At 44.8% G+C, this 16,032-nt stretch carries 19 protein-coding genes; 6 read left to right on the plus strand and 13 right to left on the minus strand.

The window, feature by feature from the left end:
- Positions 1–13 precede the first annotated feature (13 nt).
- Positions 14–1,162, minus strand: coding sequence for an efflux RND transporter periplasmic adaptor subunit (locus G395_RS0114100; RefSeq protein WP_026630636.1), 1,149 nt, complete (start codon positions 1,160–1,162; stop codon positions 14–16).
- A 172-nt stretch (positions 1,163–1,334) separates the two neighbouring features.
- Complete coding sequence (locus G395_RS0114105) at positions 1,335–1,751, minus strand: hypothetical protein (RefSeq protein WP_026630637.1); 417 nt, start codon at positions 1,749–1,751, stop codon at positions 1,335–1,337.
- A 286-nt stretch (positions 1,752–2,037) separates the two neighbouring features.
- Between G395_RS0114105 and G395_RS29420 the strand changes: the two genes are divergently transcribed.
- Complete coding sequence (locus tag G395_RS29420) at positions 2,038–2,592, plus strand: GNAT family N-acetyltransferase (RefSeq protein ID WP_051350164.1); 555 nt, start codon at positions 2,038–2,040, stop codon at positions 2,590–2,592.
- An 81-nt stretch (positions 2,593–2,673) separates the two neighbouring features.
- Here the strand turns inward: G395_RS29420 and G395_RS29425 are convergent, their stop codons facing one another.
- The 5 genes from G395_RS29425 to G395_RS0114135 all read right to left on the minus strand — a co-directional run bounded on the left by G395_RS29425 (position 2,674) and on the right by G395_RS0114135 (position 5,384).
- Entirely contained in the window at positions 2,674–3,162 is a 489-nt protein-coding gene (locus G395_RS29425) for an HmuY family protein (protein WP_051350165.1), read from the minus strand.
- Positions 3,163–3,218: 56 nt separating this feature from the next.
- On the minus strand, positions 3,219–3,755 hold the full coding sequence (locus tag G395_RS0114120; protein WP_026630638.1) for a YceI family protein: 537 nt from the start codon (positions 3,753–3,755) through the stop codon (positions 3,219–3,221).
- Between the two features lie 24 nt (positions 3,756–3,779).
- On the minus strand, positions 3,780–4,118 hold the full coding sequence (locus G395_RS0114125; RefSeq protein ID WP_026630639.1) for an avidin-fold protein: 339 nt from the start codon (positions 4,116–4,118) through the stop codon (positions 3,780–3,782).
- Between the two features lies 1 nt (position 4,119).
- Complete coding sequence (locus G395_RS0114130; protein ID WP_026630640.1) at positions 4,120–4,506, minus strand: VOC family protein; 387 nt, start codon at positions 4,504–4,506, stop codon at positions 4,120–4,122.
- Between the two features lie 68 nt (positions 4,507–4,574).
- Positions 4,575–5,384 (minus strand): helix-turn-helix domain-containing protein, encoded by an 810-nt coding sequence (locus G395_RS0114135; RefSeq protein WP_026630641.1) that lies wholly within the window; start codon positions 5,382–5,384, stop codon positions 4,575–4,577.
- A gap of 213 nt (positions 5,385–5,597) precedes the next feature.
- Here G395_RS0114135 and G395_RS0114140 point away from each other — a divergent pair, with 213 nt between their 5' ends.
- The 4 genes from G395_RS0114140 to G395_RS32540 all read left to right on the plus strand — a co-directional run bounded on the left by G395_RS0114140 (position 5,598) and on the right by G395_RS32540 (position 9,121).
- Complete coding sequence (locus G395_RS0114140; RefSeq protein WP_026630642.1) at positions 5,598–6,452, plus strand: cupin-like domain-containing protein; 855 nt, start codon at positions 5,598–5,600, stop codon at positions 6,450–6,452.
- Positions 6,453–6,527: 75 nt separating this feature from the next.
- Positions 6,528–8,546 carry an excinuclease ABC subunit UvrB gene (gene uvrB, locus G395_RS0114145; protein WP_026630643.1) on the plus strand — a complete coding sequence of 673 codons (2,019 nt, stop codon included), beginning with the start codon at positions 6,528–6,530 and terminating at the stop codon, positions 8,544–8,546.
- A gap of 43 nt (positions 8,547–8,589) precedes the next feature.
- A complete protein-coding gene (locus tag G395_RS29430; RefSeq protein WP_035361340.1) occupies positions 8,590–8,808 on the plus strand; it encodes a hypothetical protein in 219 nt (72 codons plus the stop codon).
- A gap of 103 nt (positions 8,809–8,911) precedes the next feature.
- Positions 8,912–9,121 (plus strand): hypothetical protein, encoded by a 210-nt coding sequence (locus tag G395_RS32540; RefSeq protein WP_211237777.1) that lies wholly within the window; start codon positions 8,912–8,914, stop codon positions 9,119–9,121.
- A gap of 12 nt (positions 9,122–9,133) precedes the next feature.
- Here G395_RS32540 and G395_RS0114160 read toward each other — a convergent pair whose 3' ends face one another.
- Positions 9,134–9,661: a 5' nucleotidase, NT5C type gene (locus G395_RS0114160; protein ID WP_026630644.1), complete on the minus strand. Its 528-nt coding sequence runs from the start codon at positions 9,659–9,661 to the stop codon at positions 9,134–9,136.
- A 113-nt stretch (positions 9,662–9,774) separates the two neighbouring features.
- On the opposite strand from G395_RS0114160, the gene G395_RS0114165 reads away from it, so the two are divergent.
- Complete coding sequence (locus G395_RS0114165) at positions 9,775–10,524, plus strand: DeoR/GlpR family DNA-binding transcription regulator (RefSeq protein ID WP_035361343.1); 750 nt, start codon at positions 9,775–9,777, stop codon at positions 10,522–10,524.
- An 8-nt stretch (positions 10,525–10,532) separates the two neighbouring features.
- Here the strand turns inward: G395_RS0114165 and G395_RS32105 are convergent, their stop codons facing one another.
- The 5 genes from G395_RS32105 to ileS form a co-directional block, all read right to left on the minus strand.
- A complete protein-coding gene (locus tag G395_RS32105) occupies positions 10,533–10,685 on the minus strand; it encodes a hypothetical protein (protein WP_157486701.1) in 153 nt (50 codons plus the stop codon).
- Positions 10,686–10,766: 81 nt separating this feature from the next.
- Positions 10,767–11,162 carry a hypothetical protein gene (locus tag G395_RS0114175; protein WP_026630646.1) on the minus strand — a complete coding sequence of 132 codons (396 nt, stop codon included), beginning with the start codon at positions 11,160–11,162 and terminating at the stop codon, positions 10,767–10,769.
- Entirely contained in the window at positions 11,159–11,938 is a 780-nt protein-coding gene (locus G395_RS0114180; protein WP_026630647.1) for a 3-hydroxyacyl-CoA dehydrogenase, read from the minus strand. Before G395_RS0114180 ends, G395_RS0114175 begins: the two co-directional genes overlap by 4 nt.
- Positions 11,939–12,130: 192 nt before the next feature.
- The gene (locus G395_RS0114190; protein WP_051350166.1) at positions 12,131–12,574 is read right to left on the minus strand and encodes a DUF6934 family protein; all 444 of its coding nucleotides are present in this window, start codon (positions 12,572–12,574) and stop codon (positions 12,131–12,133) included.
- Positions 12,575–16,018 carry an isoleucine--tRNA ligase gene (gene ileS / locus G395_RS0114195; RefSeq protein WP_026630649.1) on the minus strand — a complete coding sequence of 1,148 codons (3,444 nt, stop codon included), beginning with the start codon at positions 16,016–16,018 and terminating at the stop codon, positions 12,575–12,577.
- Between the last annotated feature and the right edge of the window lie 14 nt (positions 16,019–16,032).

Here is a 16,032-nt window from a genome sequence, read left to right on the forward strand (position 1 = left end):
AGGTGAAAGGATCTTACCGTGCGGTCAGTTCTATTTTGGTGGCTTTTACATTCAGACTGTCAAGCGGGATATTTTTAGGCGTAATGGTTGCGCCGTCCTTCAATCCCTGAAGTCCTTCGTACACAATAGTTTCTCCTGATTTTAAACCTGATTTTACGACGTAATATCCTGCTAACCTCGATTTTGGTACAAAGCTGCGGGTCTTGATCTTGTTGTCTTTCCCAAGCACATATACAAAATTCTTATCCTGTATTTCAAAGGCAGCTTTTTGTGGAACCAGAATGGCATTTTCGACTGTGTTAGTAAGTCTGATAGTTCCTGTGGAGCCATGTTTCAATAGTTTCTCCGGATTCTGAAAACGCGCTCTGAATGCAATAGAGCCGGTTCCTTCGTCAAATGCGCCCTCCATTGTTTCCACAGTTCCTTTTTGTTTGAAATAAGAACCGTCGGCAAGTTCAAGCTCAACGACTGTCGCACTTTGTCCCTGGCCGCGCGCTTTCACGTATTCCAGATACTCATTTTCGGAAACATTGAAATAAGCAAAAACACTTTTGGTGTCTGAAAGCGTCGTAAGCAATGTTCCTTCGTCGATGAGGCTTCCCATTTTATGTGGGATCCGGTCTATAATGCCGTCGAAAGGTGCTTTAATTTCGGTTTGGGCCAGATGGATAGACGCCTTCGATTTCTGCGAACGGGCTTCTTCGATCCGCGCATTTACAGCAGCCAGTTTCGCTTCCGCAACCTCGACTTCCGTTTTGGAAATTACATTTTTCTCCACCAGCAGCTTTACTCTTTTCAGTTCAAGTTCGGCTCCCTTCGCCTCCGCAATGGCACTATGCAAATTGGCTTTCGCCGATGCCAGCTGCGCCTCATATTCTTCGTTGTTGATCCGGAACAATGTTTGGCCTTTTCTTACTTCTTTACCTTCGTCTACGTAAACTTCTTCCAGGTAACCTTTTACGCGGGCATATATTTCAACATTGCGGACTGCGTGAATGTCGCCCACATATTCCCGGTGCACTTCGGTTTTTTGAGGGACTAATTCCGTCACCGGAATGGTAGGAATGGCCGTTTCTTTCTTAGATTCGCTTGCACCTTCGCTTGTGCAGCCGTAAGCAAACAGACTTGGAATGGCAAGTAAAAGCCATTTGAAATTCTTCATAATAAGTTGATTGTTAATGTAATATTGAGTTTTTCGGGAATAAGAATAGTCGCAATGCTGACTGATTAGCCAGCAAAAACATATGTACCGATCCGGGGCAGATGAACGGTGCTTTTTAAAGCACAGCAATCTGTCCGTCAGTTAGCATAACGGGGCATTTAAATTGAAAAACTCAGAATGGACAAAGCCGGTGCAGGAAGCCGTAATAGCCGGGAAGCGCAATATTTTGTTGGCTGACATTAACCGTAAGTAATTTTTCACGGATTAATTTAGGCGTGCGCAGGAAGTAATAATTTGAAAAAACAACGGTTTCGAAGGATACGAACCGGTAAGTAGAGTGGCGGTGGCGAAGCAGCTTGGATAAATTCTCACGCCATTTGCAGCCGTCTGCTTTTACGATGGTGCGGTTGGGATCGATTGTATCATCCACAATAACCACATCCTTCGACTCAACGCTTGTTTCAATTGAAAAAGGGGAGAACCCCGTTCCGTAATCAAGCTTGCATAACTGTCCCGGCTGCTTTGCGGACAGTGATAAAGCCAGGAAGTGAACAAGGCAGAAAAACAATACAAAAGTTCTTTTTGTCATGATGCTGATCTGATCAGTACATTAAAAAATCCATACTTTTATAATGAATTCAAGAATGATTGGGAATATTGGAAAGGAATCTCAATAAAAACATGCAATTGTTCAAATATAATAATTCAAATGTATACAACAAATTTTAAGGGTTGTTAATGACTGTTAATTAGGAATAAAATCAAGAATCTCATTCAAATTGACGTGTTTTAATCCTACCTGTTTGAAATTCACTAAGGCTATAATGTGACTTATTTGAGAAACAGCGTATATTTAAGTGTAACACTTATGCTCGATGCAGGTTAAATCGATAAAGACGGAACACTTTGTGCTGACCAAGATGAGCGCGGCCGATGGGGACAAATATTTCAGGTTGAGTAATAATGACAATGTGATGAAATATGTGACGGGACACGCGCTGGACCGTCAGGAGTCGGACAAAATGCTGGCTACTTTTCTGGCAGAATACGGAACCGATACTTTTCTGGGGCGATATTTGATCGAGGGCATTTCCGGCGATCTGATAGGCGTTGCCAAACTGGATATGGATGGAAGTGACGTGGAAATCGGTTACCGGATCATGGAAGAACATTGGGGAAAAGGGATTGCAACAGAGATCGCAACGGGCTTAATCCGCTTTGCAAAACGGGAGCTGAACGCCAGGCAGGTTATCGCTTATGTTAACGTAAGTAATGCGGCATCGATCCGGGTGCTTGAAAAAGCCGGCATGGTGAACATGGAGCGGATTGAAGATCCGGATGAAGTCAAGTATAAATTTGTTTACTCACCTCAAAATCCTATGCCCATTAAGAAAGTGTTTAGCCGAATTCTCAGATTAATTGGAAAATGACATGCAAACATTGAAATACGCTGCGAAATAAAATAGGCCTGGAAAATTTCACTTTCCAGGCCCAGCACATTGATCAACTAATTAAAACTTCCCGTTTTCATCTGCTAAAACATAGCGGAATGTAAAGTAACTGGATTCTTCGGTTGGCAATTCTTCCGGCGCACCTTTGTAATAACTGATGATCTGCACCTTGGCATACTTCCCGTCGGCGGTTTTTACCAGCAACGTTCTTCCCGGAATGGTCCTGATCGCGTGCACGCTCATATCATATTTATACCAGGAATTTCCGCTGCCGCCCGGAATCGCGAATGTATCGTCGTGATCCGACCTATATCCGTCTTTCGGCGCTTCGGGAATTGCTTCGAATGGCTGTTCGAGCACTAATGCGCCTGCTTGCCCCGGCCCGCTGCTGCCGCTGTTTACGGCAATAGTCGTTTTACTGAATGCAATGTCCCAATTTGCGGTTTGCGCTTCGTCCGTAGAAACGGCTTTGCCAGTTGCGAGGCTGAAATAAGCGTACGGCTTGGCATTTGCGTCCAGATCTTTGATGACAATTATTTCAGATTTCATGTTATCAGGTTCCTTATGGTCTTTTGTGTTGAAAAATAGATAAGTCGGCTTGACTTTTACTTGATAATGGCCTTCAAATCAACGGTAACGAAATCTTTGAGCTTCCAATCTTTCGTTCCGATCTTGTAGTCCAGCCGGTTGATTTCAAATTTGCTGGCAAGGGCATAGGTGCCATCCGCATTCTTTTTTGCTTCAAAAGGAAGCGTTACGCTCTTGGTTACGTCGCGTATGGTAAGTTTGCCTGCTGCCTCATATTGACCATTCTTTTTCTCCACTTTTGAAGATTTGAAGTGAATGTTCGGGTATTTTTCAACGGCAAAATATTTGTCGCTTTTCATGTCCTTATCCCGTGAATCGTTCCCGGTTTCAAATGTGCTGGCAGCAATCTTAATATCGAAAGAAGCATTCTCCGGCGATTTTTCATTGAAAACAGCTTCCCCTTTCGGAGCTGCGAAAGTCCCTTCACAGGTTCCTAAGATATATTTTACCTTAAAATCAGTAGAACCGGAAACGATTTTTGAGGTTTGCCCAAAAGCAATGGTTGATCCTAAGAATGCAAGAAAGAAGCCGATAACTTGAAAGCGGTTACGCATATAAACAGGGTGACGTGATAAAATCTATATTTCTTCCAGCAGCGACTCGCCCCGGGACTGGTCCCCGGAAGTCCATTGCCATTGCTCATGCATACGGATTTTTCCGTTCGGGAGTTGCTCAGGTGTCGATTTACAAATGCCTGTCGTGATCTCGCCCTTGTCATTCACCTGGTGGTAACGCATGTCCAGATTCCCATTTTCATCCACCAGCGCAATCAAATGCCCCAGCTGAATGCGGCCGCCTGAATAAGTGGAAGTTACAATGTTACCATTTTGATGATAAACAAATTGCATCGAAAGGTCAACCTCGCCATTTTCAGAATTAGAAAGCGGGACAAAAATCTTGTTGTTGTAATTAATCATTTTAAAGAACAGAAGTGATCCACCAAACATTACCGCAAGGGTCTTCAACGCCGCAACTGCGCCCATAATCCTGGTCCGCCGGCTCCATAATGGAGTTGCCGCCTTCTGCCAATGCTTTTTGATAAGTGTCGTCGGCATTTTCAACATATACAAACATACTTGCAGGCTTCGCTGGCCACTCCGCACGTCTATCGCAAAACATGATCGTGCTCTCGTTAATGCTTACTTCGCTGTGCTTGATCAGGTTAGGATCGTCTTCCTGAAAATGCGTTTGCGTGACAACGCCGTTGAAGACTTTGGTCGTAAAATCTAGGAATTTCGACGCCCCGTTTAACATTAAATAAGGCATAACTGCCTGGTGGCCATTTGGAATTTTTACAGTGCTCATAGTATTTGTTTTTTTGTTTACGCAAATGTAGCCGCAGCGCCATCGCTCAAAATTGGAAAAACACGACATTATACATCCCGGTAGGCTTGCCCTTCGGACCTGCCGGAAAAATAAAAGCGCGGATGCTGGCCAGAGAATGTCTTAAAGTCATGAATAAAATGCGACTGATCATAATAGCCGCATTCATAAGCAATCTCCGTCAGCGACTTGTCTTTGTCGCCATAGGCATCTAATGCAGCATGGAAGCGAGCAATCCGTAAATACAATTTTGGACTGAAACCGGAGAACTCCTTGAATTTCCTTTCAAACTGGCGGGTCGACAGGAAATTTTGGGCTGCAAGGTCCTGCACATTGGTCAGTCCGTTATGTTTGATAATCTGGTTAATGACCGAAAAGATGGCCGGTTCGTATTCTTTTGTTTTGGAAAGAAGCGATTCCAGAAAGGTCGAGATAATGGCAACTCGCTCGTTGTGATCAGCCGCCAGCATCATACTTTCTTCCAGGCCATTTGCTTTTTGACCTAAAAATGTATGTAAATCGGGCATTTGCCCCGTCAGTTCCGTAGAAGGCATTCCAAACAAAACCGGAATGGCAAAAGGATAAAGGTAAACCCCGAAAATCCCGAAATCTTCATGAATCACAAACCGCCGAAATGTTTGCGACTGCCCGTGAATTCCTGAATAAAAAGAAGGCTCCGTTTTATCAGCAGTCACAAATTCATCAAAACGCCCCTTATAATGAAATATCATTTCCGCGCAGCCATCGGCCATAGTCCGGTGAATGTAAGGCTGTCCTGATCCGATCTCATGTTCGAGGACCCAAAAAAACCGCACATATTTTGCTAGCGCAGGAGAGGGTGGAATGGTAAAATATTTCATTACAACGGGTTAAATGAACATTCTACTAATGGTTTACAGCGGATCACACATTCAAGGAATAATTCAGAAATTTATATTTTTGAAATCTCTTTAATACATTTGATCTAACTAAGATTCGAATAAATTCAGAATTATTCACTTTCAAAGGTTGTTAGAAAATAATTCTGTCATTAGTTTTTTCAATAGTCGCTTACCATTTACTCAGTTTCTGTCATGAAATTAGTGCCCATAGAGAAACGCAGCGGACTTACCCGCGAAGAATTCATTGAAAATTATCTGAAACCAAGTCGCCCGGTCGTGTTCACAGACCTGGCAAAAGATTGGCCGGCAGTGCAAAAGTGGACGTTTGAGTGGCTTCGTGAAACGCACGGAAATATAGATGTTCCCCTGGTTGACAACCACATGCACGACGCAGACAAATACTTTCAGATCGCAAAGACGATGAAATTCGGCGATTACCTGAAACTTATTGAAGCCGGCCCTACTGATCTCCGGATTTTCCTTTTTGATATTTTTAAGAAAGCGCCGGAACTGGCTAATGATATCCGTTTTCCAACCATTATGGACGGGTTCTTGAAGTCATACAAATTTGTATTTTTCGGTGGACAGGGTTCTATTACCAGCCTGCATTATGACATGGACTGCTCCAATGTGTTTTTAACGCAGTTCCAGACGCGTAAGCAAGTCATTTTGTTCTCGCCGGAAGAAAGCAGAAGGTTGTATCACCACCCATTTACAGTAATGAGCAAAGTGGACCCGATCAACCCGGATTACGAAAGATTTCCTGCATTAAAAGGCGCTGTGGGCCATGAAACAACATTGCTTCACGGCGAAACGATCTTTATCCCTTCACTTTGGTGGCATTACATCCGCTATGTGGATGGCGGTTTCAGTCTGGCGCTCAGGGCTAATAACTCTATTTTTACGGCAGTACGCGGCGGTATGAACCTTGTAAGACATACATTCGTCGATAAAAGCATGACCAAGTTGCTTGGCTTGGGCTGGCAGCATTGGAAAGAGAAAAAAGCGGTCGAAAATGCACAGGAAGTGCTGACAGAACACGCGTAGAAGTATCCGGGACGCATTTCAAAGAAACTAATCTATCTTTGAAATGCGTTATCTCTGGAATGCTTACAATACGCTATGGACTTCGAAATAACCTCAGAATACCAGCCAACGGGTGACCAGCCGGCGGCCATTGAACAACTTGTGCAAGGCATTCAGGCCGGCGAGCCTGCCCAGACGCTTTTGGGTGTAACGGGTTCAGGTAAGACATTCACCATCGCCAACGTGGTGAAGCAGGTCAATAAGCCTACACTCGTTTTAAGTCATAACAAAACACTTGCTGCACAGCTTTACGGGGAATTCAAGCAATTCTTCCCGAATAATGCAGTGGAGTATTTCATCAGCTACTACGACTATTACCAGCCGGAAGCGTTCATTTCCAGCACCAATACTTACATTGAAAAAGACCTGCAAATCAACCAGGAGATTGAAAAGTTGCGGCTTCATACTGTATCGTCGCTCATGAGCGGCCGTCGGGACGTGATCGTTGTGGCTTCCGTATCCTGCATTTACGGTGCCGGTAATCCTAATGAATACAAGAAAAGCATTGTCAGCGCCAAGCTAGGCGACATTGTGAGCCGCAACCAGTTTCTGTTCCGTTTGGTTGAAATCCTTTACAGCCGCACAGAGCTTGAATTCAACCGCGGCACATTCCGCGTGAAAGGCGACACGGTCGACGTTTTTCCAGGTTATGCGGATTTTGCTTACAGGATCATTTTCTTCGGAGACGAAATAGAAGAAATCCAGCGTATAGAGCCGGAAACAGGCAAAAAAATATCCTCGGAACGTGCCATTGCAATCTTCCCGGCAAACCTTTTTGTGACGGGAAGAGATGTTCTGGTGCAATCGATCAAGGAAATTCAGGATGATCTTATTCAGCAAATTAATTTCTTTACCAAAGAAGGCAGGTTGGCAGAAGCCGAGCGCGTTAAGGAGCGCACCGAATTCGATATGGAAATGATGCGGGAGCTGGGTTACTGCTCTGGGATTGAGAACTATTCGCGTTATTTTGACCGCCGCTTACCAGGTCAGCGACCATTCTGTTTGCTCGACTACTTTCCCGATGATTTCTTAATGGTGGTGGACGAAAGTCACGTTACTATGCCGCAGATCCGCGCCATGTGGGGAGGTGACCGTTCGCGTAAGGAGCAGCTCGTGGAATATGGTTTCCGGCTACCATCTGCTATGGATAACAGGCCGTTAACATTCCAGGAATTTGAAGATATGACGCCGCAAACCATCTTCGTAAGCGCAACACCTGCGGATTACGAGTTACGTAAATCCGAAGGCGTTGTGGTAGAACAAATTATCCGACCAACCGGCTTGCTGGACCCTGAAATTGAAGTAAGGCCAAGCCTGAACCAGATAGACGATCTGCTGGAAGAAGTCCATAAGCGCATCAACATGGGCGACCGCGTGCTGATCACGACCCTGACAAAAAGAATGGCAGAGGAGCTCAGCAAATATCTGGATAGGGTAGGGGTCAAATGCCGCTATATTCACTCGGAAGTGAAGACGCTCGACCGCGTGGAGATTTTGCGCGAATTAAGGTTAGGTATTTTTGATGTGCTGGTAGGGGTTAACCTGCTGCGCGAAGGATTGGATTTACCAGAAGTTTCCCTGGTAGCGATTATGGATGCGGATAAGGAAGGGTTTCTGCGCGATACACGCTCCATGATCCAGACTATCGGCCGCGCCGCGCGTAATGACCGTGGAAAAGTGATTATGTATGCGGATGTCATGACTGGGTCCATGCAACTCGCTATTGATGAAACCAATAGGAGAAGGAGCATTCAGCTTGAATACAATGCTGAAAATGGGATCACGCCAAAAACCATTCTCAAATCGAAAGAAGCGATCATGGAACAAACATCCGTGGCCGATTCGAAAGTCCGCAAAGTTTACGTGGAGCCAACCGAAGTCCGCGTCGCTGCCGATCCGATTGTTCAGTACATGGGCAAAAACGACCTGCAAAAGCTAATTTCTGAAACCCAACGCAAAATGGAAACAGCCGCCAAGGATCTGGACTTTCTGGAAGCTGCGAGGTTACGGGATGAGTTGTTGCAATTGAAAGAACGGGCGAAGCAGGCGGCTTGATCTAATAATTTTCTATATTTAATGCGTTTAAAATATACATGCTATGGTTAGAACATTGTTAGTTCCGGATAATCAAGACGTTTCAATTCAGCTGCCTAAATCTTTCGTTGGCAAGCAGGTGGAAGTGATTGCATTTACCATTAATGAAGCAATTGACGGTTCTCTGGCTCAGGATAAGCCGTTAACACATTATGCCAGCCAGAATACTTTGGCAAAAGAGTGGCTTACCGCTGATGAAGACGAGGCATGGAAAAATATTTGAAATGAGAGGTTGTAGTCATTCCATTTCCTTTCTCAGACCTGTCTGGCTCCAAGCGGAGACCAGCAGTTGTGATTGCTGATTTGGACGGTGACGACATTATATTATGCCAGATAACATCCCACATTCAAGAGATAATCATGCTATCCCACTGAATTTGACAGATTTTACAAACGGCTCGCTGCCGATTGACAGCTACATCAGGCCAGCCCGCATTTTCACTGCTGACAAAAACATCATTGTGCGCAAAGCGGGAATGATAAATTCCGTCCTTATCAACAAGCTCACTCAAAGCATTATAGATATTATTAAGTGAGTTGCTTTGTCCTCAATGTAATCCCAGCAATTTCAGCGCTTCATTCCAGTTGTTGACACGCTTGTGCTTCGTCACATTTATATTATGGCTTGCGGTGAAGAGGATTGGGGTTCCTTTGCAGAAATCCAGGTTTTTTAGGTGGTCGTCGATGAGATAATCGGTGTCGATGATTCGTTTGTCGCCGCAGAAAACGATGTTTTTCCAGGAGATGAAGGGGAAGTGTTCGTTTAGCCAATCATATTTTTCGGGGAGGGAATTCGGGAATTCCATGGCGGCTGATACGATGAAAATGTCGTAATGTTCCTGCAATTTGAGAAGCGCTTCCTGTGCTCCCTCAATGATCGGTGCATTTCGAAAAAAGCCGGTTTTATAGATTAAGCTTAGCGCAGCAGCTGGGTCCGGAAAAGCTTCGTCTTCGGGCTTTCCAAGCAATTCCTTCCTTTCGATTTTTACACCAAATTCCTTTTCGTACCAATTGATCCAGTTTGTTTCAATATCAACGATGACATTATCCATGTCAATGGCAATCGACTTTCTCATAATAAGCAGTGCTTTATAGTTGCAATTTTGTGCAACAAATGTAAATTTTATCTGCAATATCTTGCAATTTAATTTCTTTAAATTTTATATTTTTGCATAAAACAGAAACAATAATGTTAAAAGAGGAACGGTTTCATGTGATATTAAATCAGCTTAACAGCGAGCAGAAAGTATATTTGCCAGGGCTGAGTGCGCTGCTGAATGTTTCGGAAGATACGGTTCGGAGAGATATCAAAGAACTTGCAGATCAAGGGCTTCTGAAATCGGTAAGAGGCGGGGCTGTGCCGCATTCACCCGGGCCTCATCATTTTAAAGACAGGGTTTTGTATGACAACGAGCAAAAGCAGATCATCGCGAAAAAGGCTTTGAATTTTCTGAAAGATGGTCAGCTTGTCATTTTCGATGGCGGGACGTCGGCGCTGCTGATCGCCAAGTCGTTGCCCAAAGACCTTCGTTTAACGGTTGTTACCAACAGCTTCCCGATTGCTTCCATTCTCGAAGAACACGAGCATGTTGAAGTGCTGTTTGCCGGTGGGCGGCTGTTGAAAAATTCCTTTGTGACCATTGGCAGCGACACCATTCAGTTTATAAAAAAGTTTCGCGCGGACATTTGCCTGCTGGGGATATGCAGCATTCACTCCCATCTGGGCGTTACCGGGCCGGATTATGAGGAAAGTGAAGTAAAAAGGGCAATGATTGAATGTTCAAAAGAAGTAATTGCGCTCGCATCCGTGGAGAAACTCGCCACCGCTGAAGCACATTATGTCTGTCCGGCTGAACAATTATCCATGATCGTAACCGATCAGCCGGCAGACAAAGAGGAATTTAAAATTTACACTGATATCGGGATTCGGATGGTTTAAGTTAGTGCTTATCCTTTCTTGTCCTTCTGAACTTCTTCGGTTTTAAAGAAAGTGTCGTCCACAGTTTTGACTTCTTGATTTATTGCATTGGCAAAGCCAAGCATATAGGCCATAGCAAGCCTCTTGAGCCACTTTTTGATGGCTTGTAATACATTTTCCATTCCATTGTCTGATTAAATGAAAAGCAGCTCAGTCCTTTGAGGAAAGAGCACATTTGCTACTGATGAAAAATCAGTTGTGTTTCAGGAATGGAAAGGGAATGGTTCTTCGGAAGATTGGGATTTGCGATTAAGCTGCTGACCGGTCGCATTCATCAGGATTGGCAGCAAGTCGGGCGCATTGAAAACTGCTAATGCTGTATGTATTTGTAGTGATTGGGAAAGAAAGCGAAGGCGTCCGAATTGTAATGAAAGGCTTTTTGGAGAACACTTCCGCTTGTCAGTGCTTTTAAAAGCATACGAGAATGTTCCGGTTTTGCGAAGATGGCTTTCTTTGGATCCATTGGAAATGACTTCCTCAATCCTGTAAATGGATTTCGGCTCAGCGAAATGATGTGAGACAATGCTGGTCAGCAGCAGTGCCAAAAGCAACCAGCGCCACATTGATTTTCCTTCAAGAAATGTCAGTTTCTCTCTCATTTCGGGCTCATCCTAATTGCCCCATCCAAGCGGATTACTTCTCCGTTCAGCATCGGGTTTTCAACAATAGATTTTGCAAGCAATGCGTATTCAGATGGTCGTCCTAAGCGGGAAGGAAATGGGATTTGTTGCCCTAGTGAAACGCGCGCCTCTTCGGGCAGGCCTAGCATTAATGGCGTTTCAAAAAGCCCCGGCGCAATGGCCATAACCCGGATGCCTGACTTTGCAAGATCGCGGGCAACAGGCAAAGTCATACTCACAATGCCGCCTTTGCTGGCAGCGTAGGCGACCTGCCCCATTTGCCCGTCATAGGCAGCAACAGATGCTGTGTTAATGATCACGCCGCGCTCACCTTCGTCATTAGGCGCATTCTTTTCCATCGCAAACGCTGCCAATCGCATTACATTGAATGTGCCGATCAGATTTGTTTTGATGGTTTTCTCAAAAAGGTCAAACGAATGCGGCCCATAAATGCCATCGGTCTTCCCTACAATCTTTCGGGCAGGAGCAACACCAGCACAATTAATGACAATGCTTATAAAACGAAACGTTTCCAGCGCAAGATCAACGGCTTTTTGCACATCGTTCTCACTGGAAACGTCAGTTTTTACAAATTTTATTTTTTCCGGAAATTCGGATTGAAGTTTTTCTCCGGCAGTAACATTCAGATCAAGAATAACAACATTAGCACCCGATGCAACAAACAAACGCGCCGTTGCTTCCCCAAGTCCGGAAGCGCCGCCTGTTATTAGTGCTGTTGCGATGGCTAGCTGCATAACGATATTTATTTCCCCAGCAAATGTTTAGGAAAGGGATTTTTCTCCAATGTCTTGCGAGCTTGCTCTGTTTTGTCCAATACAATTTGGGGTATTGGAAGATTATCCAATGCAGGATTATAACGGACGTTGTCAATTTTGCCTGCCTTTTTATCTAGAACTCTCATATTCAGGAAGACTGTTTTTATAAAGTTAAAACTTTTTTTCTGCTAAAAAACTTTCAAAATTAATATTCGGTTCAAATGAAAACCATTGTCCGTCTCGAAGGCCGCTGATGCATAGGTCCGACTGTTCAGGGTAATAAATTTTAGAAATAGCAATTTGATAGAGTCGTGTTCTAGCAGGTGTGCTGCCTTTGAAAAAGATTCTCTTGCTAGGGTTGTACTCCATGAATTTATGAATAGTTGAAATTACAGTTACAAGAATTTCTTTCATATCTCCATTGTCGGTAACAGATAAGTCATTGTAATTTCCTGTTTCTGTATCGTAATCGACAAGCGACAGGTTAAAAGTGTCACATGTCAATGGCGTAAAAAATACAACTTTCTCAAATACACCCCGCTTCCCTACACTTTGAAACTGGAAGCGGGTGTTTTCTTCATTGCCTTCGGTCAAATATGCTTGATATTGCTGCATCTATACCACCTCAATCTTCACTTTCAACAAAAACTCATCCATTTCAATCTCATTGGCCTCACCATTAAGGTCGCCGATTAGGTTCAGCTCCAGGGCTTGCACTTCCTGGCAGATATAATCTTTGTTGGCGGTTACGGCGCTGGCCAGCAGGCGGTCGTTGTCTTGTAATGTGATTTTTATTTTGTCTGTTACATCGAAACCACTGTCTTTACGCAGGTTTTGAACGCGGTTGACGAAGTCACGTGCTATGCCTTCGAGACGCAGTTCGTCTGTGATCGTGACGTCCAGCGCCACTGTCAGGCCGCCTTCGCTGGCTACTAACCAGCCTGGGACGTCCTCAGCGTGGATTTCCACGTCGGTAAGGGCAATTTCGATGGGTGATGATGCGCCATTTAAGGTTATCGAGCCATTTTTCTCGATTTCCTTGATAGCTGCTTCGTCCATTGCGGAGATCACTGCTGCTACTTCTTTCATTTTCGGGCCGAATTTCGGTCCTAATGTCTTGAAGTTTGGTTTGATTTTCTTGATCAATATCCCGCTGTCATCATGCACGAATTCAATGTTCTTGACATTAACCTCCGACAAAATAATGGCCTTAACCTGCTCAATCTGACGTTTTGTAGTATCATTCAGCACAGGGATCAAAATCTTGGAAAGCGGCTGGCGTACTTTGATCTTATGCCCTTTACGGATGGAGTGGACCAGTGAACTGATCGTTTGTGCTTGTTCCATGGCCGCTTCCAGGTCCAGATCAACATATTCTGCTTCGATTTTAGGCCAGTAAGTCAAGTGCACCGATTCATATTGATGGCCGGTGTTATTAGCAATCGAAGCGGCGCGGTCGCCGTCTGTCAGATTTTTATATAACCATTCTCCAAAAAACGGAGCAATCGGCGACATGAGCTGCGAAACGATAACCAGGCAATGCTGCAAAGTCTCGTAGGCGGCTTGTTTATCTTCCGTAAGACCTTCACCGGAATCCTGCGACGGGTTCCAGAAACGGCGGCGGTTGAGGCGGATATACCAGTTTGAAAGCTGGTCAGTTACAAAATCCTGAACAAGTCTTCCGGCCTTGGTCGGGTTGTAATCATCAAATTGCTCGCCAACTTCCTTCACCAATGTATTCAGCTTTGATAAGATCCAGCGATCCAGTTCCGTGCGTTTTTCAATGGGCACAGAAACAGTCTCATGGAATTCATAACCGTCCAGATTGGCATATAATGCGAAGAAATTGTAAGTGTTTACAAGCGTTCCGAAAAACTTCCGCTGCACTTCGCCGATGCCTTCAATGTTGAATTTAAGGTTATCCCAAGGTTCCGCGTTGGTGATCATATACCAGCGCGTAGCATCAGGGCCGAATTTGGACAGGGTAGCAAATGGGTCAACCGCATTGCCAAGGCGCTTGGACATTTTGTTGCCATTTTTATCCAAAACCAAACCGGTAGAAACCACATTCTTGAATGCAACAGAATCAAACAACATGCAGGCGATGGCGTGCAAAGTGAAGAACCAGCCGCGCGTTTGATCCACGCCTTCGGAGATGAAATCTGCCGGATAACTTTGTTCAAAAATCTCTTTATTTTCAAATGGATAATGCCATTGCGCGTAAGGCATTGCGCCCGAATCGAACCAGACGTCGATCAAATCCGGCTCGCGGTGCATGATATGGCCCTTTTTCGACACCAAAACAATGTTATCTACATACGGCCTGTGCAGGTCGTATTCACCATTTTCCAGCTTTAATAAGTATTCCGAATTTTTAGCAGCCTGCTCTCTTGTCAGGTTTTCCGAAAGCAATGCTTCTTCCAGCTGATCTTTCAGTTCTTCAATCGAGCCGATGCAGATTTCTTCACCATGCTCGTTGCGCCAGATCGGCAGGGGCGTTCCCCAGTAACGGGAGCGGGACAGGTTCCAGTCGACCAGGTTTTCCAGCCAATTGCCAAAACGGCCCGTTCCGGTGCTTTCCGGCTTCCAGTTGATGGTTTTGTTTAGCTCCACCAGCCGGTCTTTCATCGCTGTGGTTTTGATAAACCAGCTGTCCAGCGGATAATATAAAACCGGCTTATCCGTACGCCAGCAATGCGGGTAGGGGTGTTCGTATTTTTCTACTTTAAATGCCTTGCCTTCCTCTTTCAGCTTGATCGCGATCAGGACATCCGTTGCCCTGAATTCCGGATCATTTTGTTCTTCTTCGGAATAATATTCAGGCTTGACGAAACGGCCTGCGTAATCTGTGATTTCTTTTACAAAACGCCCCTGACGATCCACAATGGGCACATCTTTGCCTGTTTCGTCTTTCACCATAATGGCCGGAATGCCATTGGCTTGCGACACCCGGAAGTCATCTGCACCGAATGTCGGAGATGTATGCACTACCCCGGTTCCGTCCTCGGTCGTAACGAAGTCGCCAAGAATGACGCGGAATGCGGGTTTCGCAGACGGCTCAATCTTAGGCTGCACATAGGGCATTAGTTGCTCGTATTCAATGCCTTCCAGATCTTTTCCTTTTAATTCTGTCAGGATAGTCCAGGGTAGAAGCTTTTTGTCACTGGCTTCATAACCAGCAAAGTCGCCGTCACGGCCTTTATCAGAAAAATATTTTGAGATCAGGTCCTTTGCCAAAACCACTGCGACGGGCGCATGCGTATAAGGGTTAAAGGTTTTTACCAACACATAATTAATGTTGGCACCCACCGTCAGCGCTGAGTTCGCAGGAAGCGTCCAGGGCGTCGTGGTCCAGGCTAAGATGCGGATATCGGACTCAGGAAAGTCTGCAAAGACTTCCTCGGCTTTTGCGCCCTTTGTCTTAAACATGGCCACAATGGTCGTGTCCTTCACATCTTTGTAAGTCCCGGGCATGTTGAGCTCGTGGGATGAAAGTCCGGTTCCTGCGGCTGGTGAATAAGGTTGGATCGTGTAACCTTTGTATAGCAAACCTTTGTCGTACAGCTTTTTAAGCAGGTTCCAAAGGCTTTCGATGTATTCGCTTTTGTAAGTAATATAAGGATCTTCCAGATCAACCCAGTAACCCATTTTTTCGGTCAGGTCATTCCATTGATCCGTAAATTTCATGACCGTCTGGCGGCATTTTTCATTATAATCTTCAACGGAAATAGTTTTTCCAATGTCATCTTTGATAATGCCCAGCTCTTTCTCAACCTGCAATTCCACAGGCAGTCCGTGAGTATCCCAGCCTCCTTTTCTTTTGACCTGGAAGCCTTGCAATGTCTTATAACGGCAAAAAATATCCTTGATCGAACGCGCCATAACGTGGTGAATACCAGGCGTTCCATTAGCGGAAGGCGGGCCTTCGAAGAATGTAAATGAAGGTGCACCTTCACGGGTTTCAACCGACGCTTCAAATATGTTTTTTTCTTTCCAGAATTTCAGGACTTCGTCTCCAATCTGCGGATAACTCAGGTTTTTATACTCGTTGTATTTCATATGTGCTGTTAGCT

Source organism: Dyadobacter alkalitolerans DSM 23607 (assembly GCF_000428845.1).
GTDB classification, from domain to species: Bacteria; Bacteroidota; Bacteroidia; order Cytophagales; family Spirosomataceae; genus Dyadobacter; species Dyadobacter alkalitolerans.